This window comes from Micromonospora globbae, assembly GCF_036184225.1.
GTDB lineage: Bacteria > Actinomycetota > Actinomycetes > Mycobacteriales > Micromonosporaceae > Micromonospora > Micromonospora globbae.
Genome location: NZ_CP108084.1, coordinates 4207531 through 4232069, shown reverse-complemented (window position 1 = coordinate 4232069; position 24539 = coordinate 4207531). Strand labels below are relative to the sequence as shown.

General features: G+C 73.7%; 26 protein-coding genes, 1 tRNA gene and 1 pseudogene. 15 read left to right on the top strand and 13 right to left on the bottom strand.

Annotated elements, in window-relative coordinates:
- Positions 1 to 47: 47 nt before the first annotated feature.
- A complete protein-coding gene (locus tag OG994_RS18855; protein ID WP_328850473.1) occupies positions 48 to 1364 on the top strand; it encodes an acyltransferase family protein in 1317 nt (438 codons plus the stop codon).
- Between the two features lie 7 nt (positions 1365 to 1371).
- Here OG994_RS18855 and OG994_RS18850 read toward each other — a convergent pair whose 3' ends face one another.
- Together OG994_RS18850 and rfbA are read right to left on the bottom strand one after the other, a co-directional pair.
- The gene (locus OG994_RS18850; protein ID WP_328850472.1) at positions 1372 to 1968 is read right to left on the bottom strand and encodes a dTDP-4-dehydrorhamnose 3,5-epimerase family protein; all 597 of its coding nucleotides are present in this window, start codon (positions 1966 to 1968) and stop codon (positions 1372 to 1374) included.
- On the bottom strand, positions 1965 to 2846 hold the full coding sequence (gene rfbA, locus OG994_RS18845; protein ID WP_328850471.1) for a glucose-1-phosphate thymidylyltransferase RfbA: 882 nt from the start codon (positions 2844 to 2846) through the stop codon (positions 1965 to 1967). The genes OG994_RS18850 and rfbA overlap by 4 nt, the downstream gene beginning before the upstream one ends.
- An 83-nt stretch (positions 2847 to 2929) precedes the next feature.
- Here rfbA and rfbB point away from each other — a divergent pair, with 83 nt between their 5' ends.
- Together rfbB and rfbD are read left to right on the top strand one after the other, a co-directional pair.
- The gene (gene rfbB, locus OG994_RS18840) at positions 2930 to 3943 is read left to right on the top strand and encodes a dTDP-glucose 4,6-dehydratase (protein ID WP_328850470.1); all 1014 of its coding nucleotides are present in this window, start codon (positions 2930 to 2932) and stop codon (positions 3941 to 3943) included.
- The gene (rfbD, locus tag OG994_RS18835; protein ID WP_328850469.1) at positions 3940 to 4809 is read left to right on the top strand and encodes a dTDP-4-dehydrorhamnose reductase; all 870 of its coding nucleotides are present in this window, start codon (positions 3940 to 3942) and stop codon (positions 4807 to 4809) included. Before rfbB ends, rfbD begins: the two co-directional genes overlap by 4 nt.
- Before the next feature lie 34 nt (positions 4810 to 4843).
- On the opposite strand, the gene OG994_RS18830 is transcribed toward rfbD, so the two are convergent.
- Both OG994_RS18830 and OG994_RS18825 read right to left on the bottom strand, forming a co-directional pair.
- Positions 4844 to 6148 (bottom strand): sugar transferase, encoded by a 1305-nt coding sequence (locus tag OG994_RS18830; RefSeq protein WP_192902307.1) that lies wholly within the window; start codon positions 6146 to 6148, stop codon positions 4844 to 4846.
- 356 nt (positions 6149 to 6504) lie between these two features.
- Positions 6505 to 7569 (bottom strand): LCP family protein, encoded by a 1065-nt coding sequence (locus OG994_RS18825; RefSeq protein ID WP_328850467.1) that lies wholly within the window; start codon positions 7567 to 7569, stop codon positions 6505 to 6507.
- Between the two features lie 141 nt (positions 7570 to 7710).
- Here OG994_RS18825 and OG994_RS18820 point away from each other — a divergent pair, with 141 nt between their 5' ends.
- The 3 genes from OG994_RS18820 to OG994_RS18810 are packed head-to-tail and all read left to right on the top strand — an operon-like array spanning position 7711 to position 9749.
- Entirely contained in the window at positions 7711 to 8544 is an 834-nt protein-coding gene (locus OG994_RS18820) for an O-methyltransferase (protein WP_120331932.1), read from the top strand.
- A 4-nt stretch (positions 8545 to 8548) separates the two neighbouring features.
- Positions 8549 to 9403 carry an MOSC domain-containing protein gene (locus tag OG994_RS18815; protein WP_120331912.1) on the top strand — a complete coding sequence of 285 codons (855 nt, stop codon included), beginning with the start codon at positions 8549 to 8551 and terminating at the stop codon, positions 9401 to 9403.
- A gap of 19 nt (positions 9404 to 9422) precedes the next feature.
- Positions 9423 to 9749 carry a hypothetical protein gene (locus tag OG994_RS18810; RefSeq protein WP_328850466.1) on the top strand — a complete coding sequence of 109 codons (327 nt, stop codon included), beginning with the start codon at positions 9423 to 9425 and terminating at the stop codon, positions 9747 to 9749.
- A 50-nt stretch (positions 9750 to 9799) separates the two neighbouring features.
- Here OG994_RS18810 and OG994_RS18805 read toward each other — a convergent pair whose 3' ends face one another.
- The 4 genes from OG994_RS18805 to bcp form a co-directional block, all read right to left on the bottom strand.
- Complete coding sequence (locus OG994_RS18805) at positions 9800 to 10177, bottom strand: nuclear transport factor 2 family protein (RefSeq protein WP_328850465.1); 378 nt, start codon at positions 10175 to 10177, stop codon at positions 9800 to 9802.
- Positions 10178 to 10241: 64 nt separating this feature from the next.
- Positions 10242 to 10772, bottom strand: coding sequence for a GNAT family N-acetyltransferase (locus OG994_RS18800; protein WP_192902305.1), 531 nt, complete (start codon positions 10770 to 10772; stop codon positions 10242 to 10244).
- Positions 10773 to 10837: 65 nt separating this feature from the next.
- A tRNA-Leu gene (locus OG994_RS18795) sits at positions 10838 to 10923 on the bottom strand.
- 70 nt (positions 10924 to 10993) lie between these two features.
- Positions 10994 to 11464: a thioredoxin-dependent thiol peroxidase gene (gene bcp / locus OG994_RS18790; RefSeq protein WP_328850464.1), complete on the bottom strand. Its 471-nt coding sequence runs from the start codon at positions 11462 to 11464 to the stop codon at positions 10994 to 10996.
- Positions 11465 to 11629: 165 nt separating this feature from the next.
- On the opposite strand from bcp, the gene OG994_RS18785 reads away from it, so the two are divergent.
- From OG994_RS18785 to OG994_RS18770, 4 genes are read left to right on the top strand one after another with little or no spacing between them, the layout of a single operon-like run.
- Positions 11630 to 12346 (top strand): energy-coupling factor ABC transporter permease, encoded by a 717-nt coding sequence (locus OG994_RS18785; protein ID WP_328850463.1) that lies wholly within the window; start codon positions 11630 to 11632, stop codon positions 12344 to 12346.
- Positions 12343 to 12795: a PDGLE domain-containing protein gene (locus OG994_RS18780; RefSeq protein ID WP_328850462.1), complete on the top strand. Its 453-nt coding sequence runs from the start codon at positions 12343 to 12345 to the stop codon at positions 12793 to 12795. Before OG994_RS18785 ends, OG994_RS18780 begins: the two co-directional genes overlap by 4 nt.
- A gap of 5 nt (positions 12796 to 12800) precedes the next feature.
- Positions 12801 to 13571: a cobalt ECF transporter T component CbiQ gene (gene cbiQ, locus OG994_RS18775; RefSeq protein WP_328850460.1), complete on the top strand. Its 771-nt coding sequence runs from the start codon at positions 12801 to 12803 to the stop codon at positions 13569 to 13571.
- Positions 13568 to 14341: an energy-coupling factor ABC transporter ATP-binding protein gene (locus OG994_RS18770; RefSeq protein ID WP_120331906.1), complete on the top strand. Its 774-nt coding sequence runs from the start codon at positions 13568 to 13570 to the stop codon at positions 14339 to 14341. Before cbiQ ends, OG994_RS18770 begins: the two co-directional genes overlap by 4 nt.
- A gap of 99 nt (positions 14342 to 14440) precedes the next feature.
- On the opposite strand, the gene OG994_RS18765 is transcribed toward OG994_RS18770, so the two are convergent.
- Genes OG994_RS18765 through OG994_RS18750 form a run of 4 tightly spaced genes read right to left on the bottom strand, consistent with a single transcriptional unit; the run spans position 14441 to position 17403 of the window.
- Entirely contained in the window at positions 14441 to 15556 is a 1116-nt protein-coding gene (locus OG994_RS18765) for a hypothetical protein (RefSeq protein WP_328850458.1), read from the bottom strand.
- On the bottom strand, positions 15553 to 16269 hold the full coding sequence (locus OG994_RS18760) for a DsbA family protein (RefSeq protein ID WP_120331905.1): 717 nt from the start codon (positions 16267 to 16269) through the stop codon (positions 15553 to 15555). Before OG994_RS18760 ends, OG994_RS18765 begins: the two co-directional genes overlap by 4 nt.
- Positions 16262 to 16786, bottom strand: a complete 525-nt coding sequence (locus OG994_RS18755; protein WP_120331904.1) for a MauE/DoxX family redox-associated membrane protein — start codon at positions 16784 to 16786, stop codon at positions 16262 to 16264. The genes OG994_RS18760 and OG994_RS18755 overlap by 8 nt, the downstream gene beginning before the upstream one ends.
- A 32-nt stretch (positions 16787 to 16818) precedes the next feature.
- Entirely contained in the window at positions 16819 to 17403 is a 585-nt protein-coding gene (locus OG994_RS18750) for a sigma-70 family RNA polymerase sigma factor (protein ID WP_120331903.1), read from the bottom strand.
- Positions 17404 to 17510: 107 nt separating this feature from the next.
- Here OG994_RS18750 and OG994_RS18745 point away from each other — a divergent pair, with 107 nt between their 5' ends.
- The 4 genes and pseudogenes from OG994_RS18745 to OG994_RS18730 all read left to right on the top strand — a co-directional run.
- Positions 17511 to 18155 carry a zf-HC2 domain-containing protein gene (locus OG994_RS18745; RefSeq protein ID WP_328850457.1) on the top strand — a complete coding sequence of 215 codons (645 nt, stop codon included), beginning with the start codon at positions 17511 to 17513 and terminating at the stop codon, positions 18153 to 18155.
- A 92-nt stretch (positions 18156 to 18247) separates the two neighbouring features.
- On the top strand, positions 18248 to 19900 hold the full coding sequence (locus tag OG994_RS18740) for a copper resistance CopC/CopD family protein (protein WP_328850456.1): 1653 nt from the start codon (positions 18248 to 18250) through the stop codon (positions 19898 to 19900).
- Positions 19901 to 19917: 17 nt separating this feature from the next.
- On the top strand, positions 19918 to 20655 hold the full coding sequence (locus OG994_RS18735; RefSeq protein ID WP_120331901.1) for a YcnI family copper-binding membrane protein: 738 nt from the start codon (positions 19918 to 19920) through the stop codon (positions 20653 to 20655).
- 673 nt (positions 20656 to 21328) lie between these two features.
- Positions 21329 to 21689, top strand: a pseudogene (locus OG994_RS18730) (hypothetical protein); the annotation flags it as partial.
- A 508-nt stretch (positions 21690 to 22197) separates the two neighbouring features.
- Here the strand turns inward: OG994_RS18730 and OG994_RS18725 are convergent.
- Positions 22198 to 23613, bottom strand: a complete 1416-nt coding sequence (locus tag OG994_RS18725; RefSeq protein ID WP_120331899.1) for a glycosyltransferase 87 family protein — start codon at positions 23611 to 23613, stop codon at positions 22198 to 22200.
- A 66-nt stretch (positions 23614 to 23679) separates the two neighbouring features.
- Here OG994_RS18725 and orn point away from each other — a divergent pair, with 66 nt between their 5' ends.
- A complete protein-coding gene (gene orn, locus OG994_RS18720; protein ID WP_328850455.1) occupies positions 23680 to 24276 on the top strand; it encodes an oligoribonuclease in 597 nt (198 codons plus the stop codon).
- The last annotated feature ends 263 nt before the right edge of the window (positions 24277 to 24539 follow it).

The following is a 24539-nucleotide window of genomic DNA, read 5'->3' as shown; positions in this document are numbered from 1 at the left end:
CCGCGCTCGTCACGATCCGACGGGCCGCTCGCTGGTGGGAAGGAATCATGGAGCCTCACGGTGCCATCCGGCGCGGCGGGTCAGACCGGCTCGTCGTGGTCGACGGGCTGCGCCTGATCTCTGCCCTCATGGTCGTCCTGTACCACCTGCTGCACGGTGAGGGCGTACGCGACCGTGCCTGGGGCGCGCCGACCGACCAGCTCTTCCCGGGGCTCGTCGACGTGGCGGCGTACGGCTGGCTCGGCGTCGAGATGTTCTTCCTCATCAGCGGCTTCGTCATCTGCATGAGCAGCTGGGGACGCAGCCTGGGGGAGTTCGCGGTCGCGCGCGTGGTGCGTCTCTACCCCGCGTACTGGTTCGCGGTCGTCCTCACCACCACGGTCCTCGCGCTGTTCCCCGTCTTCGCCACGCACCTGGACTGGACGCACGTCCTGGTCAACATGACCATGCTCCAGTCGCTCATGGGCGTTCCCGACGTCGAGCAGGCCTACTGGACCCTTCCCGTGGAGCTGCTGTTCTACGTGCTGTTCGCCCTCGTGGTGGTGGCGCGGGGGGTGACCGTCCGGCGGGTGGTGGCGTTCTGCGCACTGTGGACGCTGGCGTCGCTGTTCGCCCCGTTGGTCGACAACACGGCGGTCACCATCCTCCTCGGCCGCACCTACGCCCAGTACTTCATCGCCGGGATCGCCTTCTACCTCATGTACCGGTTCGGGGCGAACGCGCTGCTCTGGGCCATCGTCGGGTTCTCGTGGATCATCGCCATCTCCCGCCTCTGGGCCGAGCTGGAGACGTACACGACGGGCGAGTTCCTGCCCGCCGCGGCCTGCGTGACGGTCTTCTTCGTCATCATGGCGCTGATCGCGAACGGGCTGTCGGACCGGATCCGGTGGCGGTGGCTCACCACCGCCGGCGCGCTCACCTACCCGCTGTACCTGCTGCACGAGCAGATCGGCCTGACCGTCATCACCGCGGCCCGGCCGTACGTCCCGGCGTGGGTGCTGCTGGGGGCGACGGTCGCCGGGTTGCTGGTGCTCGCGTACCTCGTCCACCGGCTGGTGGAGCGCCCGGCCGCGAAACGGCTGCGGCGGGCCCTCCTGCGCTCGCTCGACAGCCTGCGGGCGGCCGACGCCACACCGGCCAGCCGCGCGGTGCGCCCGCCCGCGCCGCGTGCGCCCGAGCCCGGGACGGCCGACGGGCCGCGCGTGCCGGAACCGCGGGCGGCGGAGCATCCGGGACGGGCGGCGGAGACCGGCCACGACGCCATCGCCGCCCTGCCCCGGGAAGCGCGCGCCGCCGGCGGGCCGGGTGACGACGATGTCGACCCCCGCGACGCCCGTCAGCGGTCGTCCGCGGGTCGGCGGTGACGACGACCTAGCGGTCCGACCGCCCCGTGTACGACCGGCAGCGTTCGTAGTCCGGCAGCAGCCCTGACGCGCGGGCCTCCGCGAGGGTCGGTGCGGCGGCGTCCCGGGCCGACAACTGCGGCGACTCCGCCGGCCAGGCGATCGCCAGCTCCGGGTCGAGCGGGTGCACGGCGTGCTCGGCCGTCGGGTTGTACGTGGTGGAGCAGAGGTAGGTCAGGGTGGCGTCGTCGGTCAGGGCGCAGAAGCCGTGCCCCAGACCCTCGCTCAGGTAGACCGCCCGGCGGTCGACGTCGTCCAGGCGGACCGCCTCCCAGCGGCCGAACGTCGGCGACCCCACCCGGATGTCCACGATCACGTCGAGGACCGCCCCGCGTACGCAGGTGACGTACTTGGCCTGGCCGGGCGGGACGTCGGCGAAGTGGATGCCCCGGACGACCCCCTGCGCGGAGACCGAGAGGTTGCCCTGGGCGAGCCGGAGCGGGTGGCCGACCGCCGCGGCGAGGTGGTCGAAGCGGTACCACTCCATGAACAGCCCGCGCGGGTCGCCGTGCTGCTCCGGGACGATCTCCCAGGCGCCCTCGACGCCCAGCTCACGGATCTTCACCAGGCCACCGCCTCGCCGTCCGCGAGCAGCCGGAGCAGGTAGTCGCCGTACCCGCTCTTGACCAGCGGTCGGGCCAGCTCGCGCAACCGCTCGTCGTCGATGAGGCCGGCCCGCCAGACGACCTCCTCGACGCAGCCGATCTTCAGGCCCTGGCGTTCCTCGATCACCCGCACGAACTCGGCGGCCTGCATCATCGCCGTGAACGTGCCGGTGTCCAGCCAGGCGGTGCCGCGGTCCAGCACGGTCACCGCCAGTTCGCCGGTGGCCAGGTACGCCTCGTTCACCGCGGTGATCTCCAGCTCGCCCCGGTCGCTGGGCTTCAGGCCCCGGGCGATGTCGACGACCCGGTTGTCGTAGAAGTACAGGCCCGGCACCGCGTACCGGGACTTCGGCTTCTCCGGCTTCTCCTCGATCGAGAGCACCCGGCCGTCGGCGTCGAACTCGACGACGCCGTACGCCGTCGGGTCGGCCACCGGGTACGCGAACACCCGCCCGCCGACCGGGTCGCCCTCGGCGGCGAGCTGCCGACCCAGGCCGACGCCGTAGAAGATGTTGTCGCCCAGGATGAGCGCCACCGACTCGTCGCCGATGAAGTCCGCGCCCAGCAGGAAGGCCTGGGCGATGCCCTCCGGGCGGGCCTGCGTCGCGTACTCCAGTCGCAGGCCCCACTGGCTGCCGTCACCGAGCAGTCGCCGGAACTGGGCCTGGTCCTCGGGGGTGGTGATCACCAGGATCTCCCGCACCCCGGCCATCACGAGCGTGGAGAGCGGGTAGTAGATCATCGGTTTGTCGAAGACCGGCATCAGCTGTTTGGACACCGCCCGGGTGACCGGCCAGAGCCGTGAGCCGGTGCCGCCAGCGAGAAGGATTCCGCGCACACGGGGAGGCTACCGGCAGCAGCGCGAATCCGAGGTCCGGGTCACCTTTGCGACGAGGCTGGTCTGCGTACACTTCTTGACTCGTGAGGATCCTCGTCACCGGCGGAGCCGGATTCATCGGGTCGGAGTACGTCCGCATGCTCCTCGGAGCCCCCGGCGGCAGTGCGGCGGACGTGCCGGCGCTCGACCCGACCGGTGTCACGGTGCTCGACGCCCTGACCTACTCGGGCAACATGGCCAACCTCGCACCGGTGGCCGACGACCCCCGGCTGCGGTTCGTGCGCGGCGACATCCGCGACGCCGCCCTCGTCGACGAGGTCGTCGCCGGTCACGACGTCATCGTGCACTTCGCGGCGGAATCGCACGTCGACCGCTCGATCGCCGGGGCGGCGCCGTTCGTCACCACCAACGTCGTGGGTACCCAGACCCTGCTCGACGCCGCGCTGCGCCACGGCACCTCGCGGTTCGTGCACGTGTCGACCGACGAGGTGTACGGCTCGATCGAGACGGGCTCGTGGACGGAGAGCTGGCCGTTGTCGCCGAACTCGCCGTACTCGGCCTCGAAGGCGGCCTCCGACCTGCTCGTCCTGGCCTACCACCGCACCCACGGGCTGGACGTCGTCGTCACCCGCTGCTCCAACAACTACGGGCCGTACCAGTTCCCCGAGAAGGTCATCCCGCTGTTCGTCACCAACCTGCTCGACGGCGGCACCGTGCCGCTCTACGGCGACGGCGGCAACGTGCGGGACTGGCTGCACGTGCACGACCACTGCCGGGGCATCGCGCTGGTGCAGCAGAAGGGCCGCGCCGGTGAGGTCTACAACATCGGCGGTGGCACGGAGCTGACGAACAAGGAGCTGACCGGCCGCCTGCTGGAGGCCTGCGGCGCCGGCTGGGACCGGGTCGTGCCGGTCGCCGACCGCAAGGGCCACGACCGCCGCTACTCGCTGGACATCACCAAGATCAGCCAGGAGCTGGGGTACGCGCCGAGCGTCGACCTGGAGCAGGGCCTCGCCGAGACGGTGCGGTGGTACCGCGAGAACCGCGCCTGGTGGGAACCGCTGAAGACCGCCTCCGCGGCCCAGGCCGGCGCGTGAGCCGCCTGCTGGTCACCGGCGCCGGCGGGATGCTGGGCCGGGACCTCCTGGCGGTCCTGCGCGCACGGGGTGACCTGTCGGTCACGGCCGCGACGCGCGCCGAACTCGACGTCACCGACCCGGAGGCGGTGCGGGCCGCCGTCGCCGGGCACGACCTCGTCGTCAACGCGGCGGCGTGGACCGATGTGGACGGCGCCGAGACCCAGGAGGCGGCGGCCACCGCCGTCAACGGGGACGCCGTCGCCCACCTGGCCGGCGCGTGCGCGGCAGCCGGTGCCCGGATGATCCACGTGTCGACCGACTACGTGTTCCGGGGCGACGCCGCCGAACCGTACCCGGAGGACGCCGTCCCGTCGCCGGTGAACGCGTACGGGCGCAGCAAGCTGGCCGGGGAGGTCGCGGTGACCCGGCTGTTGCCGGACGGCGGCCACATCGTGCGCACCGCCTGGTTGTACGGCGAGCACGGTCCCAACTTCGTGGCCACCATGCTGCGGCTGGCGGGGGAGCGGGAGTGGCTCGACGTCGTCGACGACCAGCGGGGGCAGCCGACCTGGTCGTACGCGCTGGCGGAACGGCTCGTCGCGCTGGCCGACGCGGTGCTCGCCGGGAGGGCCGCGCCCGGCGTCTACCACGGCACCGCGTCGGGCGAGACCACCTGGTACGGCCTCGCCCGCGCGGTGTTCACGCTCCGGGGGCTCGACCCCGACCGGATCCGCCCGACCACCAGCGACCGCTTCCGCCGCCCGGCGCCGCGTCCCGCGTACAGCGTCCTGGCGCACGAGCGGTGGGCGGCCGCGGGCCTGCCGCCCATGGGTGACTGGGAATCGGCGCTGGCCCGGGCCCTGGCCTCCGGCTTCGCCGGCTAGCTGGCCGGTCCGGCCCGGTGCCGCCCGCGCCCGGTCACCGGCCGCCGCCGCGGAACACCTCCGCGACGGTACGCAGCACGACCTTGATGTCGAGCCAGAGCGACCAGTTCTCGATGTAGTAGTTGTCGAACCTGGCCCGGTCGGAGATCGGCGTGTCTCCCCGCAGGCCACTGACCTGCGCGAGCCCGGTGAGCCCGACGGGCACCCGGTGACGCATGGCGTAGTTGGGGTACTCGGCCGAGAACTTCTCCACGAAGTACGGGCGCTCCGGGCGCGGGCCCACCACGCTCATCTCGCCGCGCAGGATGTTCCAGAGCTGCGGCAGCTCGTCCAGCGAGGTGCGGCGCATGAACCGACCGACGGGCCCGACGCGCCGGTCGTGCGCGATCGACCAGTTCGTCTGCGACTCGTGCTCGTTGACCGGGCGCATGGAGCGGAACTTGATGACCTTGAACGGCTTGCCGTACCGGCCGATCCGCTCCTGGTAGAAGAAGATGCCCCGGCCCCCTTCGAGGAACGTCGCGATGGCGCAGAGCAGCAGCACGGGGCTCAGCACGATCAGCGCCACCAGGGCGAACAGCGCGTCGGAGGCCCGCTTCACCGCCCACCGGGGGCCGGAGAGCGTGGTGTCGCCGATCTTCACGATCGGGATGGCTCCGATGTGGTCGGGGTACCGACCGAGGGAGCGGGACCCCCACAGGCGCGGCACCGCCCACAGGTCGCAGCGGGACGTGGCCGGCGCCAGCAGGATCTCCATGAGGGTGGACTCGGGACAGTCGGGGTCGGCGATGACCAGGACGTCGCACTCCAGCATCGTGGTGAGCTTCTCGAGGTCGTCGAGGGTGCCGATCAGCGGAACGGCGGCCGTGCCCTGCCGCGAGGGAGCGTCGACGCAGCCCACGAACCGCAGGCCGTACTGCGGGTAGCGCCGCAGGAGCCGCGCGAGTTCGACGCCGATCGGGCCGCTGCCGATGATGATGGCGTTGTGCTCCACCCAGCGGCGCTTGCGCGCCAGGTTCGCGAACATCCGGCTGAACGCGCGACCGACGATCACCAGCCCGGCGGAGATGGCCACGCCGCGCATGAAGCCGCCGACGTACGCCACCGAGTCGTGGCGCTCGGCCGCGATGATCGCCACGACGGCGGCGGACGCCAGCAGCCGCCCGCAGATGCTCGGCAACTCGTCGAGGATGCCGATGTGCCGGCGGGGCCCGTAGAGCCCTCCGGTCGCGAAGATGGCGACCGTGAGCGCCGCGTTGGCCAGCGTGCCGCGCCAGTAGTTCTGGGTCAGCAGCAGCGGCGCCAGGAGCGCGACGACGTCGACGGGAGCGGTCAGCATCCACGAGCGCAGCCACCGCGTGCGCGTCGAGGCGCGGGAGCCGGCGTACGGCAGCACCGCGGTCGTGTCGAGACCGCTGCGGCTTCCGGCCTCGGCCGGCCGCTCGTCCGCCGGCCGGGTCGAGCGAACCGCCGGGACGCCTCCCGGATCGGCCGTTCGCTCGTCCGGTGCCTCCAGATCCGACCGCTCGTCGATGTGGCGCGGAGCCACGGCAGCCGGATCACTGATCGCCGATTGGCCTGACATGGTCGGTCCTCCCCCGTGAGTGCCGCGGACGGCACGTCATGGCGTCCGGGCGACCGAAGGATACGACCGGGTACTCTGCCCCGCCAGAGCCGTTCAGACAGTCAAGTTTCCTACTTAGCGGCGCTCAGGATCTCCGGGACCGCGTCACGCCGGACGGCGTCGTAGAACGTCTTGGCACCCCCGCTGTCGGCGAACACGACACTCTCCGAACCCACGCGCCCGGTCCCCTTGGTCGGGCTCGTGATGAACGTCAGGTTGCTGCCGCGGACCCCGCGCATCTGGTTGGCCATGTCGAGCAGCGACATGTCCTTGTCGACGGAGACGGCGCTCGAGGTGGCCTGGATGAACGAGTTCAGCTTGCCGGGGTTGGTGAGCAGGCCGCCGGAGGCCGCCTTGTCGAGGATCGCCTTGATGACCTGCTGCTGGTGGCGGATCCGGGCGAAGTCGCCGTCGGCGAACTGCTTGCGCTGCCGCGAGTAGTCCAGGGCGGCCGCGCCGTCCATCGTCTGCGGACCGCGCTTGAAGTTGCGGTACGGCGGGTGGATCGAGGTGAAGTTCTTCTCCACGTCGACCTCGATGCCGCCCAGCGCGTCGATGATCTCCTTGAAGCCCGCGAAGTCGATGATCGCGACATGGTCGACCCGCACCCCGGTGAACTTCTCGACCGTCTGGACCATCAGCGGCACGCCACCCCACGCGTACGCTGCGTTGATCTTCGCGTCCCGCCCGCCGCGGCTGCCGTCCTTCGACTTCGGCACCGACACCCACGTGTCCCGGGGAATCGAGATCAGCTGTGCGCTGGACCGGTCCTTCGGCAGGTGGGCCAGGATGATGGTGTCGGTGCGGGAGCCCTGCGTCCCCTCCGGGTCGCGGGAGTCACTGCCCAGGATCATGACGTTCATGGCGCCGGTGGCGACCGCCTGCGGGCGGGACTCCTCCGGAACGCCGTCGAACGCGTCCACCCGTTCGATGCCCGAGTTGATCGAGCGGACGTAGAGGCCACCGCCGACCAGGGCGGCGCCGCCGAGCAGCGCCACCACGATGAAGCTGATGAGGAGGACCTTCCGCCACCGGCGGCGCCGAGGGCGCGACTCCTCCGGTCCGGCCGGGTCCGGTGTCGGCAGCCCCTCGAGGATCTGGGTCGCGGGCTCGGCGTACTCCTGGCGATGGCGCATGGCGCGATGCTACTGAGTCCGATCCCGGCTCGCGTACCCCTCGTCCGGTCACGATCGGTGACCGCCCGGGTCGATGTCCTTCCGTCCGCGCCGGACGAACTTCCCAGCCATTGGTCATCATCACCTGGTATGAACGCAGCCGTGGACGCAACGAAGCTCCGGCGGGCCATCGCCCGCACCCCGCTCGCACCCGTGGCCGCCTTCCCCAAGCGCCTGGCCCGGGTCGCCCGCCACGACGCGAAGGTGCTGCGCACGTCGGCCCGGTGGCTGGTCACCTCCCGCGAGCACCACAACTACACGTACGACCTGACGAAGCTCAGCCGTCACCACCTGGCGTGGTTCGTCAGCGTCGTCTGCGACCTGCCCGTGAAGCAGGTGCGCGGCTACTTCGCCGAGATCGAGTCGGACGACGCGCTGCGGCGGCACATCGAGCAGGCGACCGCGGGCGCCGCCCGCCGGGGCCTCGCCGACCGGCAGGTCCGCTACGCGCGCCGGATCGGCTGGTACGCCTTCGTCCGCGCCACCCGCCCGGCCCACGTGGTGGAGACCGGAGTGGACAAGGGACTCGGCAGCTGCGTCCTGGCCGCGGCGCTGCTGCGCAACGCGCAGGAGGGGCACCCGGGGCGGCTCACCTCGCTCGACATCAACCCCGAGGCCGGATACCTGGCCCGGGTCGCGCCCTGGTCCGAGGTCGTCGACCTGGTGATCGGCGACTCGATCGCCTCGATCGGCGCGCTCGACCGGCCGGTCGACCTCTTCCTGCACGACAGCGACCACAGCCGGGTGCACGAGAAGCGCGAGTTCGCGGCGGTGGAGGCCAAGCTGGCCCCCGGCGCGATCCTGCTCACCGACAACGTCACCGCCACCAACGTCCTCGCCGAGCACGCCGAACGCACCGGCCGGCGCTTCCTCGCCTACCGGGAGACCCCGGCCAACCACTGGTACCCGGGCGACGGCATCGGGGTGGCATGGTGAGCGGATGCGGCTGAGCGCGATCCACACGTACCCCGTCAAGGGGTGCCATCGGCTCGACCACGACGGCGCGCACGTGCTGCCGTGGGGTCTGGCCGGCGACCGGCGCTGGATGGTGGTGGACGCCGACGGTGTCGGCGTCACCCAGCGGGAGACCAGCCGGCTGGTCGCCCTGCACGCCACGACCCGCGACGGCGGTCTCGTGCTGCGCGCCGCCGGGCGACCCGACCTGGACGTGCCGGAGCCGGTCGGCGGCGAGCCGGTGCGGGTGCGCACCTTCCGCAGCCGGAAGCTGCCGGTGCCGGCGCTGCCCGCCGGGCCGGCCGCCGACCGGTGGCTCGGTGCGCTGCTCGGCCGGCCGGTCCGGCTGGTGTTCCTCGCCGAGCCCACCCGCCACCTCGCCGCCGACGAGCGGGAACACGACACCGGCGACCAGGTCGCCTTCGCGGACGCGTACCCGCTGCTCCTGACGAACGCGGCGTCGCTGGCGGCGCTCAACGACCGGCTCGCGGAGGCGGGCGAGGACGCGGTGCCGATGGACCGCTTCCGACCCAACCTGGTCGTGGAGGGCGCTCCCGCGTGGGCCGAGGACGGCTGGGTGGGCCGGCCGCTGCGCGTCGGCGGTGTGCGGATGCGCGCCGCCGGAGCGTGCGACCGCTGCGTGGTGACCACCACCGACCAGGAGACCGGGGTACGCGGCCGCGAACCGCTGCGCACGCTCGGCCGTCACCGCAACGTCCGGCAGAAGCTCCTCTTCGGACTCCACCTCGTTCCCCTGGACACCGGCCCGCTGGCCGTCGGTGACGCGGTGGTCGTGCCGGCCGACGGTCCCCTTGTCCGGCCCGGACCGGCGGATCGATGATGGTCCCGGAGGTGGCGTGATGAGAGTGCTCCACCAGCCCCGGGTGGCGTGGAACGCGGCCCGGGTGTTCGTCGGATCGGTCCGCGACGACGACCTGTACGGGTGGCTCAGCGCCGAGGTCGGTGACCTGCTCGGCGTCTCCTGCCAGGCGGACCTCGACCAGACGCGTGAGCGGTTGCGCGGGGCGGTGGACCCGCAGTCCGGCCTCCTCGAGGTCGGCCGGTGGCGGGTACGCCTCGAGGACGAGCTACGCCGCCGGCCGGCGCTCGCGGAGCCGTTGGAGTCGCTCAGCGAGATAGCCGCCGGCCTCCTGCGCCGGCGTGCCGGTCCGGCGCCCCGGTCGTAGTTGCCGCGCCTGGTCGTGGCTGTCGGGCGCCGCCGCCTGCGACGGCGGTGTCAGGCCGGGCTGATGTGCGCCGCGAGGATCCGCCAGCCGCGGTCGTCGTCGTGGATCCACGTGCGGGTGTACCGCAGCCGCGCCGCGAAGGGGGACCCGCCGAACCTGCCCGCCACCCGGGCCACGAGGAACGTCACCCCGGTGCCACCCTCCACGAGCAGTTCCAGCTGCTCCTCGACCAGCTCGTCGATCACCGACGTCCGGTCGCGGTGGGCCGCCAGGTCGTCCTGCTTCGCGTACCTCCCGCCGTCCGGGCCGACGGCGATCAGGTGGTCGTCGAGCAGGTCGTCGAGCGCGGCGACGTCGCCGGCGCGTTGCGCGGCCTGGAGCCCGCGCTCCGCGTCCAGCAGCTCCGCCTCGAGTTCGCTGTCCGGCATGTGCCGCCTCCCGGCCCTCCGTCGACGTCCTCCGCCGCCTGATTCTGTCAGGAGGAGCGGGCGGCTAGGCGTGCTCCGGGGTGAGGTCGAGCCACATGAGCACCTCGTCCCGGTCGTCGCCCGGGGCCACCCGCAGCGCGCCGGGCAGCCGCCCGATCTCCCGGTAGCCGAGCCGGCGGTAGAACCGGTCGAGGCCGAGTCCGTCGCGCAGGGTCACGTGCAGCGCGGACAGACCCATCTCGCGGCCGATCCGTTCGGCCTCGCGCATCAGCGCCAGCCCGTACCCGTTGCCCTGCGTGTCGGGGTGGACCATCACCCGCTTCAGCACGCACCAGTGCGCCTTGAGGGCGAACCGGTTGTCGGCGAAGACCAGCGCGGCGACGAGCCGGTCACCGGCGTAGCCCAGCAGCAGCCGGTCCGGCCCCTCGGCGATCGCGGCGAACGTCGGGTCGGCGATGGTGCGGACGTCGGCGGCGGTCACCGGCGGCACGAAGCCGACGGCGCCGCCGGCGTTGCTGACGTCGACCCAGAGCGCGACGATCCGCTCGCGCAGGTCCGGGGTCAGCTCGGGGTCGAGGACGAAGCGCAGGGTCACGTCCGCCATCCTGACGGCCGCGCCCGGGGCGCGGCCATGATCGTGACGCGGGCGACATCGCGCGCTGGTGCGGGAGGGGGGATTCGAACCCCCACGTCCTTTCGGACAATAGGACCTAAACCTACCGCGGCTGCCGTTACGCCACTCCCGCGTGCGCTGCTGAGTCTAGGTGCCGCGCACCGCCGGACGGAGTCCGGCCTCGGCCCAGGGAGCGCCCGGGCTCAGTCGAGGCCGAGGTCGCGGCGGAGCTTGGCGACGTGCCCGGTGGCCTTGACGTTGTAGAGCGCCCGCTCGATCTTGCCGTCCGGGTCGATGACGAACGTGGAGCGGATCACCCCGGTCACCGTCTTGCCGTAGAGCTGCTTCTCGCCGTACGCGCCGTAGGCGGTCAGCACCGACTTGTCGGTGTCGGAGACGAGCGGGAAGGTGATGGCGTCGCGCTCGCGGAACTTGGCCAGCTTCTCCGGCTTGTCGGGGGAGATGCCCACCACCTCGTAACCGGCGGCCTGCAGCGAGGCGAGGGAGTCGCGGAAGTCGCAGGCCTGCTTCGTGCAGCCGGGGGTCATGGCGGCTGGGTAGGCGTAGAGGATCACCCGGCGGCCGCGCAGGTCCGCCAGGGAGAGCGTGTCGCCGGTGTCGGTGGGGAGGGTGAAGTCGGGCGCCGGGTCACCCGGGGCGAGGCGGTCGGTCATGGCCCCGACCCTACCGCCGGGCGCGGGCGTCCGGTCGCCGGCGAACCCGGCCGCGCCGGCGCCGTGATCAAGCGCATGCCTTGTTGCCAACCCTTGGCAACTAAAAGGCACGGGAAATAGTCTGATGCCGCCGGCGAGGACGAGCCCGCCGCTCTGGGAGGTCGCGTGGAAACCCTTGCGATGCACATCTCGAACGGGATCATCAACGGTCCCGTGGCCGCGGTCTTCGCGGCGCTCGCCCTGGCCGCCCTGACTCTCTGCGTGCTGCGCGGCCGGCGGGACCTGGACGACCGGCTCGCCCCGATGGCCGGACTCGTCGCGGCGTTCATCTTCGCCGTGCAGATGCTCAACTTCCCGATCTTCACGGCCGGGGTGAGCGGCCACCTGCTCGGCGGCGCGCTGGCCGCGCTGCTGGTCGGCCCCTGGGTCGGCGCGCTCTGCGTCGCCGTGGTGCTCGTCGTGCAGGCCCTCGTCTTCGGCGACGGCGGCGTGGCCATGCTCGGGCTGAACATCACCAACATGGCGCTGCTCGGCACCGCGGCGGCGTACCTGCTCATCGCCCTGCTGCTGCGCGTGCTGCCCCGTACGCCCGCGGGCCTCGCGGTGACCGCCTTCGTGTCCTCCGTGCTCAGCGTGCTGGTGGCCGCACAGGGCTTCGTCGTGCAGTACTGGCTGGGCGGCACCGCGGACCTCGGCGGCAACCTGGTGGGCCTGGCCGGCACCATGGCCGGCGCCCACCTGCTGATCGGCATCGGTGAGGGTCTGATCACCGCTACCACGGTCGTCACCGTCGCCAAGGTGCGTCCCGACCTCGTCTACGCGCTGCGCGGGCTGCGGCCCGCCGCCGCGCCCGCCGTCCCGGCCGTCGGAGGTGTCCGGTGAACAAGCGTCCCTGGGCGTTCGTCGTCGGCGGCCTGCTGGTCGCCCTGCTGCTCGCCGGGGTGGTGAGCAACTACGCCTCCTCCCACCCGGACGGGCTGGACTCCTCCCTGCTCAAGGGCTGCACGGTCGACGCCGACCACAACATCACCGGCGGCAGCTGCCCCGCCCAGCAGGCCAAGGACCACGAGCTGGCCGACAGCCCGCTGGCCGACTACGGCGTACGCGGGATCGACAACGCCTTCCTCTCCACCGGGCTCTCCGGGGTGCTCGGCGTGCTGCTGACCTTCGCCGTGGGCGCCGGCGCCTTCTGGCTGCTCCGCCGCCGGGGCGCCGCGGCGACGGCGGGTGGCGGCGCGACGACGGACGCCGCCACGACCGCGGGCGCCGGCACGGCGGGTGCGACGCCCGACGCGGCGTCGGCGGCCGGCGGCCCGGCGACCCGGAGCTGACGGCGGTGGGAGCTGGTCACGGGCACGTGCTGTACCGCGAGAGCGCCTCGCCGGTGCACCGGCTGCCGCCCGAGGTCAAGATCGTGGCGATGGTGGTCTTCACCGTCGCGGTGGTGGCCACCCCGCGGGAGGCGTTCTGGGCCTTCGGGGGGTACGCGCTGCTGGTGGCGGCGGTCGCGGCGCTGGCCCGGGTCGGTCCGGGCTGGCTGCTCCGCCGGGCGATGATCGAACTGCCGTTCGTGCTCTTCGCGGTGGCGCTGCCGTTCCTGGGCACGGGGGAGCGGGTCGCCGTCGCGGGGCTGCACCTGTCCGTCGAGGGGCTGTACGGCAGCTGGAACATCCTGGCCAAGGGCACGCTCGGCGTCCTCGCCTCGCTGCTGCTCGCCGCGACCACCACCAGCCGCGACCTGATCGTCGGCCTGGACCGGTTGCGCTGCCCCCAGGTGCTCACCCAGATCGCCACGTTCATGCTGCGCTACCTCGACGTGCTGATCGGCGAGGCGCGGCGGATGCGGGTGGCGCGGATCTCGCGGGGTGACGACCCGCGCTTCCTCTGGCAGCTGCGCGGCTTCGCGGCCGGCATCGGCGCGCTCTTCCTCCGCGCCTTCGAGCGCGGCGAGCGGGTGTACCTCGCGATGCTCTCGCGCGGCTACACCGGGCGGATGCCGGCCGTGTGGCAGGGCGCGGGCGCGGCCACGACCGGGCAGTGGCTCGTCGCGGCCACCGTTCCCGTGGTGGCGGCCGCCATCGCCGCCACCGCCGTCGTCCTGACATGATCGGGGACGTGCAGCCGACGACACCCAGCCTGGACGTCCGTGGGGTCCGCTACGCGTACCCCGACGGGCACGTGGCCCTGCACGGGGTGGACCTCACCGTGCCGCGCGGTGGGCGGGTGGCCCTGCTCGGGCCGAACGGGGCGGGCAAGACCACGCTGGTGCTGCACCTCAACGGCATCCTCACCCCGACCGAGGGGACGGTGAGCGTCGGCGGGCTGACCGTCACGCCGGACCGGGCGACCCTCGGTGAGGTGCGACGGCGGGTGGGCATCGTCTTCCAGGACCCGGACGACCAGCTCTTCCTCCCGACGGTCGCCGAGGACGTGGCGTTCGGCCCGGCGAACCTGGGGCTGCGGGGGCCGGAGCTGGCCGCCCGGGTCGACGAGGCGCTCGCCGCGGTGGGCATGTCGGAGCACCGGGACCGCGCCCCGCACCACCTGTCGTTCGGGCAGCGCCGCCGGGTGGCGGTGGCCACCGTGCTCGCCATGCACCCGGAGATCCTGGTGCTCGACGAGCCGTCGTCGAACCTCGACCCGGCCTCCCGGCGGGAGTTGGCCGAGATCCTCCGCGGGCTGCCCGTGACGCTGCTCATGGTTACCCACGACCTGCCGTACGCCGCCGAGCTGTGCGACCGCTCGGTGATCCTCGACGGTGGCCGGATCGTGGCCGACGGCCCCACCGTCGACGTGCTCACCGACGCCGACCTGCTGGCGCGGCACCGCCTGGAACTCCCGTACGGCTTCAACCCCCGCGCCACCACCCGCGCGTAACCCCCCGCGCGGGGCCTCCCCGCGATCTTGCACTTTCTGCCCCGGCAAATACGACTAATGCCGCATCTCAGGGGCACGAACTGCAAGATCGCGGGTGGGTCAGGCGGGGGAGGGCGTCGCGGCGCGGGGGGTTTTGGGGGTGCCGGGGGTGGAGGTTTGGGTGCGGGTGGCGTGCAGGCGGAGGGCGCCGGCGGCCAGGCCACCCACCCCGACGATCAGGATGACCGCGACCAGCACCCGCGCCCAGGTGGCCGCCCAGGGCGCCGGCGCGACCGCGCGGGAGAAGACGGCGGCGTTCGCCACCCCGGCGAACAGCGCGAGGCACGCGCCGGCCAGCGCCACGGCGAAGTCGGCGGCGGGCCGGCGGGCCAGCGCGTACGCGCCCGCCGCCATCGCGCCGAGCCCGGTCAGCAGCATCCACAGCTGCCCGGTGAGCAGGGCCAGCAGCACCCCGCCCAGCCCTTCGGCGCCGGCGTCCAGCTCCCGACCCACGGCGTACGCGACACCGGCCGCCCCGCCGACGACCAGCAGCCCGCCCAGCCCGGCGAGCGCCCGCCCGCCGGGCACGGACGCGGCCGGCAGCAGCCCGAGCGCGCCGACCGCGAGCAGCCCGACGATCGACACCGCCCACCAGGTGTACGCGTCCGGCGGCGGCACCCAGTCGAGGGTGCCGTGGATCTCCATCGGCTCCGACCCGCCGTCGCGCAGCGGGATCGTCCAGTCCCGGACCCGGTGCTCCCGGTCCGGGGCGGCCCGGACGGCGGCCGGCGGGGCGGACTCCCGGTACAGGGCGCGCTGGTCGTGCCAGCGGACGCTCGACCCGTCGGCCACCCGCCGCCAGGACGGCTCGGCGGCCGGGTCGGCCTCCGGCGGCAGGGCGGTGTCCCCGGCGATGGTGCGGTTGAGGTAGGTGGCGGGGGAGCGCGTGTTCTCGTACACGGCGTCCGGGCCGACGCGCAGGTACGGCTCACCGGAGTAGCCGATCACCTCGACGGGACGGCCGGTGCGGTTGGTCAGTTCGAGCCGGGCGCCCGCCTCGACGGCCCGCACCTCCAGCCCGTCCCGTGCCGGGGTGAGCCCGGTCACGACCGTCCGGTAGTCGGTGCCGTCGGGCGCGTCCGCCCCGTGGGCGGCGGCCGGGGCGGCGGTGGCGAGCGTGGCGGTGACCGCGGCGGCGGCCACCAGCCCGGCGCGGGCCAGGAGTGCGCGGATCACTTGCCGGCCGCCTCCACCGCCGCCCGGATGCCCTCGGGGCTGCGGTCGGCCAGTTGCTGGCCGTCGACGACCACGGTGGGCGTGCCGGTGATGTTGTTGCGGCTGGCGGTGTCGGTCACGTGCTCGGTCCACGGCTTGAAGGTGCCGTCGCGGACGCAGGAGCCGAACGCGTCCCGGTCCAGCCCGACGCCGGCGCCGATGTCGATCAGTTCGTCGTCGGTGAGCCCCGCGCTGCCCTCCGGCGGCTGCCGGTCGTAGAGCGCCTTGGCGTACTCGGCGAACCTGCCCTGGTCGGCGGCGCAGCCGGAGGCGGCGGACGACCGGGTGGAGTACTCGGTGGTGGAGAAGCGGTTCAGGTAGGCCACCGGGTGGTAGACGACCCGGATCTTCCCCTCGCTGATCAGCTGGTCGACGGTGGCGCCGCTGGTGTCCTGGAACTGCTTGCACACCGGGCAGAGGAAGTCCTCGTAGATGTCGACGGTCACCGGGCCGGAGCCGACCACCACACCGGCGCCTCCCTCGGCGGCGTTCTTCGGCGCGGTGAACTCGTCCGACTTCTGGCTGGACCACACACCCCAGCCGATCAGGCCGGCGATGACCAGCACGGCCACCGCGGCCGCCGACACCCACAGCGTGCGCCGGCGCCGCCGTTCCCGCGCCAGCTGCTGCCGGACGACCCGGGCCGCGCCCTTCTGCCCCTTGCGACTACTCATCCTCGTCCTCCACGACGGGTTCGCCCGTCAGCCAGCCGTCCACCGAGACGGGCGTACGCGGCCAGATCAGCAGGAATCCCGCCAGCACCAGGAACCCCAGGTCCCGGAGGATCTCCGGGAGGTAGCTGGGAGCCTGCCCCTCGGCGAGCTGGCCACCGCTGCCGAAGCACCCGCAGTCGATCGAGAGCCCGCGCGCCCACGCGGAGGCGATCCCCGCGATGAAGACCACCAGCAGGGCTGCCGAGACGGCCGCCGTCAGCCGCGTCGCGAGGCCGAGCAGCAGCAGGACGCCCAGCGCCAGCTCGACGAACGGCAGCGCCGCGCCGACCACCGTCGACACGTCGTACGGGAGGATCTGGTAGGCGTTCACCGCCCGGCCGGAGGCGGCCAGGTCGTCGACCTTCGACGCGCCGGCCAGCAGCCAGACGGCGGCCAGGCCGAGCCGGGCAGCCGTGCCGAGCCACGGCCGGACGGCGGGCCAGCGCAGGCCCCGGATGCTCGGTGCTGTCACGGTCATTAGTCGTTCCGCCTCCGCCGGAAGTTCCGCCGTCACCCGGCGAGGGCGTCTCCGACCGCCTCGATCAACTCGTCGCGCGCCCGCGCCACCCGGGAGCGGATGGTGCCCACGGGCACCCCCTCCACGGCGGCCGCCTCCGCGTAGGAGAGGCCGAGCAGCTGGGTGAGCACGAACGCGCCGCGGCGTTCGGCGGGGAGCCGGCGTACCAGGTCGGCCGCGCCGAGCTGCCCGGCGGGGTCGGGGTGCGGCCGGTCGGTGTGCGCGTTCACGGCCAGGCGGGCGTCGAGCCGCCGGCGGCGCACCACCGTGCGCAGGTGGTCGGCGCAGGTCCGGCGGGCGATCCCGAGCAGCCAGGTGCGCGCGCTGGAGCGGCCCTCGAAGGTCGGCAGCGCCCGGAACGCCCGCAGGTAGGTCTCCTGGGTCAGGTCGTCGGCGGTGTCCGGATCCACCAACGCCGCGGTGAAGCGCCACACCTCCACCTGCGTGAGCCGCACGAACGCGGCCTGGGCAGCGGGGTCGCCGCCGCGCGCCGCCAGCGCCCACTCGGTGGCCGGATCCCGGCCAGCCCCGGCCCTCTCGGGCCGGCCGGTGGTGGCGTCGCGCGGGGCGGGGATCACGACACACCAGCGTACGCGGCGTGCGGCGGGCCGCGAGGGTCGTTGGACCTGTCCATGGTCCGCACCACGGTGGGAACTTTCCGCGCCTCCCGCCCGACTACCCCGTCATGACATGCGACGACGTACGCGCGGCGCTGTCGGCACGGCTCGACGGGGAGGATCCGCAGGCGGCGCCGGTGGTGCTGGAGGCGCACCTGCTGGGTTGCCCGGGGTGTCGGGCCTGGTCGGCCCGCGCCGAGGAGGTGACCCGCCTGGTCCGGCTCCAGGCGGTGGAGGTGCCGGACCTGACCGCCCCGGTCCTGGCGGCCGTGGCCGCCGAGGAGCGGGCCGCCGAGCAGGCCCGGGCGGCGGCGCGGCGCGGCCGGCGGCAGGTGCTGCGGGTCGCGGTGGCGGTGGCCGCCGTGGCGCAGCTCGCCATCGCCCTGCCGATCCTGCTGGCCGGCACGGGGGTGAGCGTCGACCCGCACACCAGCCGGGAGATGGCCTCGTTCGACGTGGCGCTGGCGGTCGGTTTCGTGCTGGCCGCCTGGCGGCCGGAACGGGCCCGCGCGTTCGTGCCGGTCGCGTTCGTGCTCGCGGTGTGCCTGGCCGGTACGAGCGTGGTGGACATCGCGAACTCGACGACCGCGCTGGTGCACGAGGTCGGTCACCTGGCCGCCGTCGTGCAGGCGGGGCTGCTGTGGGCGCTGGGCCGGGTCGACGGGGACGCCGACCGGCCGGCGGCGCGGGCGCTGGCGCCGGGGCGCGGATGAGTCACGGCGACGCGGCGCGGGTGGGCGCCGACACGGAAGGGCTGCCGCCGCGGGGTGGCCGCCGGGCGCTCGGGTCGGCGAGCATGATCCGCATGACTGCCGCCCCTCGTCGCTGGTTCGCCCGGCTCTGCGCCACCGCCGGCCTGCTGGTCACCGCCGTCGCCCTCCTGATCGCACCGGCCGCTCCCGCGAGCGCGCACGCCGTGCTGGTCAGCTCCAGCCCGGCCGCCTCGGCCGTGGTGCCGAGCGGACCGGAGGAGGTGGTGCTGACCTTCAGCGAGTCGGTCCGCAAGGTGCCCGACAAGGTCCGCGTCATCGCCCCGGACGGCTCCCGCGCGGACCGCGGTGAGCCGACCTTCGACGGCACGATCGTGCGGATCCCGGTGGACCCGGCCGGGGGCCAGGGGACGTACCTCGTCAGCTACCGGGTGATCTCGGCCGACAGCCACCCGGTGTCCGGCGCGTTCACCTACTCCGTCGGCGCCCCCTCGGCGCCTCCCACGGACAGCGGCGACACCGGACGCGCCAACCCGGTCGTCGACAACGCCGTGAAGGTCGCCAAGTACCTCGGGTACGCCGGCCTCGCGCTGCTGGTCGGGCCGGCCCTGGTGCTCGCGGCGCTCTGGCCCCGGCGGCTGGACCGGCGCGGCCCGGCCCGGTTGGCGTGGACGGGCCTCGGCATGGTCGCCGTCGCGACCCTCGCCGACCTGTGGTTGCAGGTGCCCTACACCGGCGGCGGCGGGTTGTTCGACGTGTCCGGTGAGGGGCTGAGCAGCGTCCTGGGCAGCACGTTCGGGGCCGCGCACCTGGTCCGGCTCGGCCTGCTGGCGGCGGCCGCCTTCCTGCTCCGCCCGCTGTTCGCCGGGCCGGTCGGCCGGACCGACGCGATCATCCTCACGGTGCTCGGCGTGGCCGCGCTCGTGACGTGGCCACTCGCCGGGCACCCGGCGGCCTCGCCGGCCCCGGCCGTCTCCGTGGTCGTCGACACCGTGCACCTGGGCAGCATGGCCGTCTGGCTGGGCGGCCTACTGATGCTCGCCGCGTTCCTGCTGCCCCGCGCCGACGAGCGGGAACTGGGCGCCATCATGCCGATCTGGTCCCGCTGGGCCGCGCTGGCGGTCTCCGCGCTGCTGCTCGCCGGTGTGGTGCAGGGACTCATCGAGATGGGCACACCCGGCGCTCTCGTCGACACCACCTACGGCCGGCTGCTGCTCGCCAAGATCGGGCTGTTCGGGCTCGTGCTCGGCGTCGCCGCGTACTCCCGGCAGCTCGTGCGCCGGCGGGTCGCCGAGCAGCGGCCGAGCCGGATCCGCCGGGCGATCGTCGCGGAGCTGGCGATCATCGCCGTGGTGCTCGGCGTCTCCGCGACCCTGGTGCAGACCCCACCGGCCCGCACCGCCAGCGAGGTGGCCGACTCCGCCCCCGGCTACTTCAGCACCACCCTCACCAGCTCGCTCCTCTCCGTGCAGGTCGAGCTCGACCCGGCCGAGCGGGGCAACAACTCGCTGCACCTGTACGCGTACACCAAGGACAACCGGCCGCAGCCGGTCGTGGAGTGGAAGGCCACGGCGGCGCTGCCGTCGGCCGGTATCGAGCCGATCGAGATTCCGCTGCTGCCGCTGACCGACAACCACGCCACGGGTGAGGTGAACCTGCCCGCGTCCGGGGACTGGCAGCTGAAGGTCACCGCCCGTACGTCCGACATCGACCAGGCCACGGTGACCGCCACCGTGCCGATCCGTTAGAGAGAGGTCCCGAATCCATGACCCGTATCCGCCGCTCGCTGGCGGGCGCCTCCGCCCTGGCCGTCGGTGCCGTCGCCACCGCCGTCCTCGGCTTCGCGGCGCCCGCGTCGGCCCACGTGACCGTGAACCCGAAGGACGCGACGCAGGGCGGCTACAGCCGGATCGCGTTCCGCGTGCCGAACGAGAGCGACACCGCGTCCACCACGAAGCTGGAGGTGGTGCTGCCGGAGAACGCGCCGGTCGGGTCCGTCTCCACCATGCCGGTGCCGGGCTGGACGGTGGCCGTGGAGAAGCGGAAGGTGGACCCGCCGATCGAGGTGCACGGCAGCCAGATCACCGAGGCGGTGTCGAAGCTGACGTGGACGGCGAGCGGCGACGCGGGGATCAAGCCCGGGCAGTTCCAGGAGTTCCCGGTCTCCCTCGGGCCGCTGCCGCAGGTCGACCGGATGGTCTTCAAGACGCTCCAGACCTACTCGGACGGCAACGTGTCGCGGTGGATCGAGGAGCCGACGCCGGGCGGGGAGGAGCCCGAGAACCCCGCGCCGGTGCTCACCCTGACGGCGGCGTCGCCGTCGGCCTCGGCCGCTCCGGTCGCCGCCGACGCCGCGCCCGCCGACGATGACGACGACGAGGCCGAGGGCAACGGCCTCGCCACCGGGCTCGGCATCGCCGGGCTGGTGGCCGGGCTCGGCGGTCTGGTGCTCGGCGGGCTCGCGTACTCCCGCACCCGCCGGGAGCCGGCCGCGAAGGCCTGACGGGTACGCCTGTGCGGGACCCGCCGGTTCGCCGGCGGGCCCCGCGCTTTTCCCCTGACCGCGTGCCGTGGATATCCCCTGATCGACGGGTCGGCGTCGGTAAGGTCGGCCGGGTATCTGGCTACGGAGGGGGACGGGACGGATGCGGTTCGTACGCGCGTTCGCCGGATTGCTGCTGCTGGTCGTCGGCCTGCCGGCGCTGCTCGCCGGCGGGGGGCTCTGGCTGGTCACCCGGCACGCCGACCCGAGCGGCGCGTTCACCGCGCGGTTCGAGACGGTGCAGACCGCCGGTCACGCGGTGGTCGTCGCGGACGTCGACCGGCTGCTGCGCAGGGACGTGCCGTTCGCCCGGGTCGGGCAGGCGGGGCTGCGGATCGAGGCCCGGACCCCCGACGGCCCCGCGTTCCTCGGCCTGGCGCCGACCGAGGAGGTGCGCCGCTGGTTGGAGGCCGTGCCGCACGCGACGGTACGGCGGGTGGCGCCGGCCCGCGGGCCGCTGCCGGTGTGGCTGGACGCGGCGGGGGCCGCGCCGACGGCCGCGCGGCCGACCGTCGCGCCGAACCCCGTCGGTGCGTCGATCTGGGTACGCGACGGGATCGGCGCGCTGGAGTGGACGCCCGGCGACCTGGCCGGGCGCTCGCTGAGTCTCGTCGTGATGCGCCCGGACGCCCGGGCGGACCTGACCCTGGACCTGCGGGCCGAGCTGCGGGTGGGCTGGACGGCGGCCGCCACCTGGGGTCTGCTCGCGGGCGGCGTGCTGCTCGTGACGTTCGCCGTGCTGCTGCTGTTCCGCCCGGTGCGGCCCCGGGAGGTGGTCTTCGTGGTGGAGCCGGATCAGGTGCCGGTGCTCGCCGGACGCCTTGGGGTGACGTCGCTGAGCGGCCTGGGCGCCCGACCCGCGGTGGCCGGGGACCGGCTGGTGGTGGCCCAGCGGCAGCTCGCCGCGGTGGGCTCCCCAGCCGCGCCGTCGGCCATCCCGGCGGTGCCCGCCCGCCGGCCGGCGAGCCTCGCCGATGTCGTCGACGCGGAGAGTGTGGACTTCGACCCGGTTCCCGCGTCCGTCCGATCGGCGGGAGGCGCGGACGCGGAGCGCCGGCCGAGCGGTCAGCGGGCGTCCCGGCCGCCGGTGACGCTCACCCTGGCCTGGCCGGCCGTCGAGCCGGAGCGCACGGCGCGACCGGTCCCCGTGGACGGTCGCGGCCGCCCGTTACAGCGACGCGCTGCCAACCCGAACCCCGACCGGTGACCCCCCGCCGGCACCCCGCCGGCGCCCGCCGGCGCTCCGCCGGTGTCATCCGGTGATCATGAGGTTGACGGGGCGAATTGCCTAGTTCGTCCCCGTCAACCTCATGATCACCGGACGGAGGCGCGCGCGGGGGGCGCGCCGGGTCGGGGATGGGCCGGGGGCGGGAGAGGGGGCGGGGGCCTTGCGGCGAGTGGCCCTCCGCGCTGCCGACGCGGAGGGCCACTCTCACCGGGGGATCGGTGCCGCTACCCGAGATGCCCGTGAGGTAGGTGAGGTCAGATTAGCGGTGATGGTCGCTACTCGGGGCCTCTGTCCATTTGGTGCAATTTCTCGCGCGGGGCGGTCGGCCGGGTCGTCGGGGCCGGCCTCGCCGGGCGCCGGACCGGCAGGGCGGCCAGCAGCAGCAGGCTGAGCAGGACGTACGTGTTGCGGACCAGGAACTGGTCGGGCGTCTGCGTCCGGACCGGCGCGACGCCCCAGTCGTGGAACGTGACCACCCCGTAGATGATCACGGCGGTCGTGGCGACCGCCAGCACCGCGAACCAGCGCCGCCGCGCCACGCTGTCGAGGGTGGACGTACCGTCGTCGCCGGCCGGGCTGCCCGGTCCGGCCACCCCGGCGGACGCCACCCCGGCGGGCGTCGCCCCGGCGGACGTCCCCGTGGCGGGCGGGACGGCCACGGCCGGGCGGCGGGCGCCCAGGGCGGCGTCGGCCAGCACCACCACGGCGGGGATGAACCAGTACAGGTGGTGGGTCCAGGTGATCGGGCTGACCAGGCCGCCGACCAGCCCGGTGAGGGTGAGACCGGCGAGGTGGTCCCCCGCACGCGCCGCCACCGCGGCCCGCCACAGCCCGTACGCCGCCACCACCGCGACGAGCGCCAGCCAGAGCAGCCGGTCCGGCTTCTCCGGGGCGGTGATGCGGCTGAGCAGCCCGAACAACGACTGGTTGCCGGTGTAGTCGGTGCGCCCCACCCGGTCGGTGGCCCAGAGCTCATGGGTCCAGAAGCGCCACGAGTCCCCCGGAGCCACCGCCGCGGCGAGCAGCGTGGCCGCCGCGGCCGTCGCGCTGGCCACCGCCGCCGCCCACCAGCGTCGGCTCGCCAGCAGGTAGACGATGAAGATGCCGGGAAAGAGCTTCAGCGCGGTCGCCAGCCCCACGCCCACCCCGGCCCACCGCCGCGACCCCGGCACCGCGAACAGCAGGTCGGCGAGGATCAGCACGACGAGGAACATGTTGATCTGGCCGAACGTGATGGTCTCCCGCGTGCTCTCCACGGCGAGCACCAGCAGCACCGCCACGGTCACCGTGAACACGCGCGGCAGCCCGTGCCGGTCGGCCAGCGGGCGGACCAGCCACCAGGTGGTCACCACCACGGCCACGCCGGTGAGGACCGTGAAGACCGTCACGGTGGCGCCGAGGGGAATCAGGGCGAACGGCCGCAGCAGCAGGCCGCTGAACGGGGGGTACGTGAAATACAGCTCGCCCTGGACCCGGTCGGGCTGGACGTAGTCGTACAGCGGGTTCCCGTCGGCCCACCACCGCATGGCCCGCATGTAGATCTTCAGGTCGAAGAAGTCGTGCACCCGCCCGGGCAGGTAGAGCGCCGGGAGCACCGCGGCCAGCGCCACCACCGTGACGAGACGGCGGACCGTACGGCCACCGGGATCGTCGTCGGTGACGGCGGGTGGTGCGACGGGTTCGGCTGGCACGGGGAAACCCTAGCGGGCTGGTGCGCGTGGAGCCCGCAGCCGCGGCTCGTGGGCTGCGCGTAGTCTGTGCCGGTGGCTGATCTCCTTGTCTGGATCGACTGTGAGATGACCGGGTTGGACCTCGGCGGGGACAAGCTGATCGAGGTGGCGGCTCTGGTCACCGACCCCGATCTCAACGTGCTCGGTGACGGTGTCGACGTGGTGATCCACGCGGACGACGCGGCGCTGGACGCCATGCCGGAGATCGTCACCACGATGCACGCGAAGTCCGGGCTGACCGAGGAGGTCCGCCGCTCCACCGTCACGCTGGCCGAGGCGGAGGACATGGTGATGGACTACGTCACCACCTTCGTGAAGGACCCGCGCACCGCTCCGCTGTGCGGCAACTCGATCGCCACCGACCGGGGCTTCATCGCCCGAGACATGCCCCGCCTCGACAACCACCTGCACTACCGCATGATCGACGTGTCCTCCATCAAGGAGCTGTGCCGGCGGTGGTACCCGCGCGTGTACTTCGGGCAGCCGGCCAAGGGGCTGGCGCACCGGGCGCTCGCGGACATCCGGGAGAGCATCCGGGAACTCGAGTACTACCGGCGGACGATCTTCGTGCCGCTGCCCGGTCCCGACGTGGAGAGCGCGAAGGCGATCGCCGCGGAACTCTGAGGGCGCGGGGTACCGGCCCGGGGACGGGCGGCGGCCGTGGCGCGGCGTGCCGCGCGGTCGGCGGCGCTGGCCGGGCGGGCGGTCTCCGGCATACGTGATCGGCGGCGGCCATGGCGGGCGGTCTCCGGCCTGCGCGGCCGGCGGCGGCCCTGGCGGGCGGGCGGTCTCCGGCGTACGGGTCGGCGGTGAGCGCGCCTCGCGGTGGCCCGCAACCCGCTGGACGCGGTCGCCGGGTAGGGGGCTATTATTGGTCCGCACCCCGC

Bases quoted from the DNA above. Each gene is read 5' to 3' on its own strand.
- OG994_RS18855 (WP_328850473.1), top strand. From the start codon at position 48: ATGGAGCCTCACGGTGCCATCCGGCGCGGCGGGTCAGACCGGCTCGTC.
- OG994_RS18830 (WP_192902307.1), bottom strand. From the start codon at position 6,148: ATGCTGACCGCTCCCGTCGACGTCGTCGCGCTCCTGGCGCCGCTGCTG.
- OG994_RS18825 (WP_328850467.1), bottom strand. From the start codon at position 7,569: ATGCGCCATCGCCAGGAGTACGCCGAGCCCGCGACCCAGATCCTCGAG.
- OG994_RS18815 (WP_120331912.1), top strand. From the start codon at position 8,549: ATGCGGCTGAGCGCGATCCACACGTACCCCGTCAAGGGGTGCCATCGG.
- OG994_RS18810 (WP_328850466.1), top strand. From the start codon at position 9,423: ATGAGAGTGCTCCACCAGCCCCGGGTGGCGTGGAACGCGGCCCGGGTG.
- OG994_RS18805 (WP_328850465.1), bottom strand. From the start codon at position 10,177: ATGCCGGACAGCGAACTCGAGGCGGAGCTGCTGGACGCGGAGCGCGGG.
- bcp (WP_328850464.1), bottom strand. From the start codon at position 11,464: ATGACCGACCGCCTCGCCCCGGGTGACCCGGCGCCCGACTTCACCCTC.
- OG994_RS18770 (WP_120331906.1), top strand. From the start codon at position 13,568: ATGATCGGGGACGTGCAGCCGACGACACCCAGCCTGGACGTCCGTGGG.
- OG994_RS18760 (WP_120331905.1), bottom strand. From the start codon at position 16,269: ATGAGTAGTCGCAAGGGGCAGAAGGGCGCGGCCCGGGTCGTCCGGCAG.
- OG994_RS18755 (WP_120331904.1), bottom strand. From the start codon at position 16,786: ATGACCGTGACAGCACCGAGCATCCGGGGCCTGCGCTGGCCCGCCGTC.
- OG994_RS18745 (WP_328850457.1), top strand. From the start codon at position 17,511: ATGACATGCGACGACGTACGCGCGGCGCTGTCGGCACGGCTCGACGGG.
- OG994_RS18740 (WP_328850456.1), top strand. From the start codon at position 18,248: ATGACTGCCGCCCCTCGTCGCTGGTTCGCCCGGCTCTGCGCCACCGCC.
- OG994_RS18735 (WP_120331901.1), top strand. From the start codon at position 19,918: ATGACCCGTATCCGCCGCTCGCTGGCGGGCGCCTCCGCCCTGGCCGTC.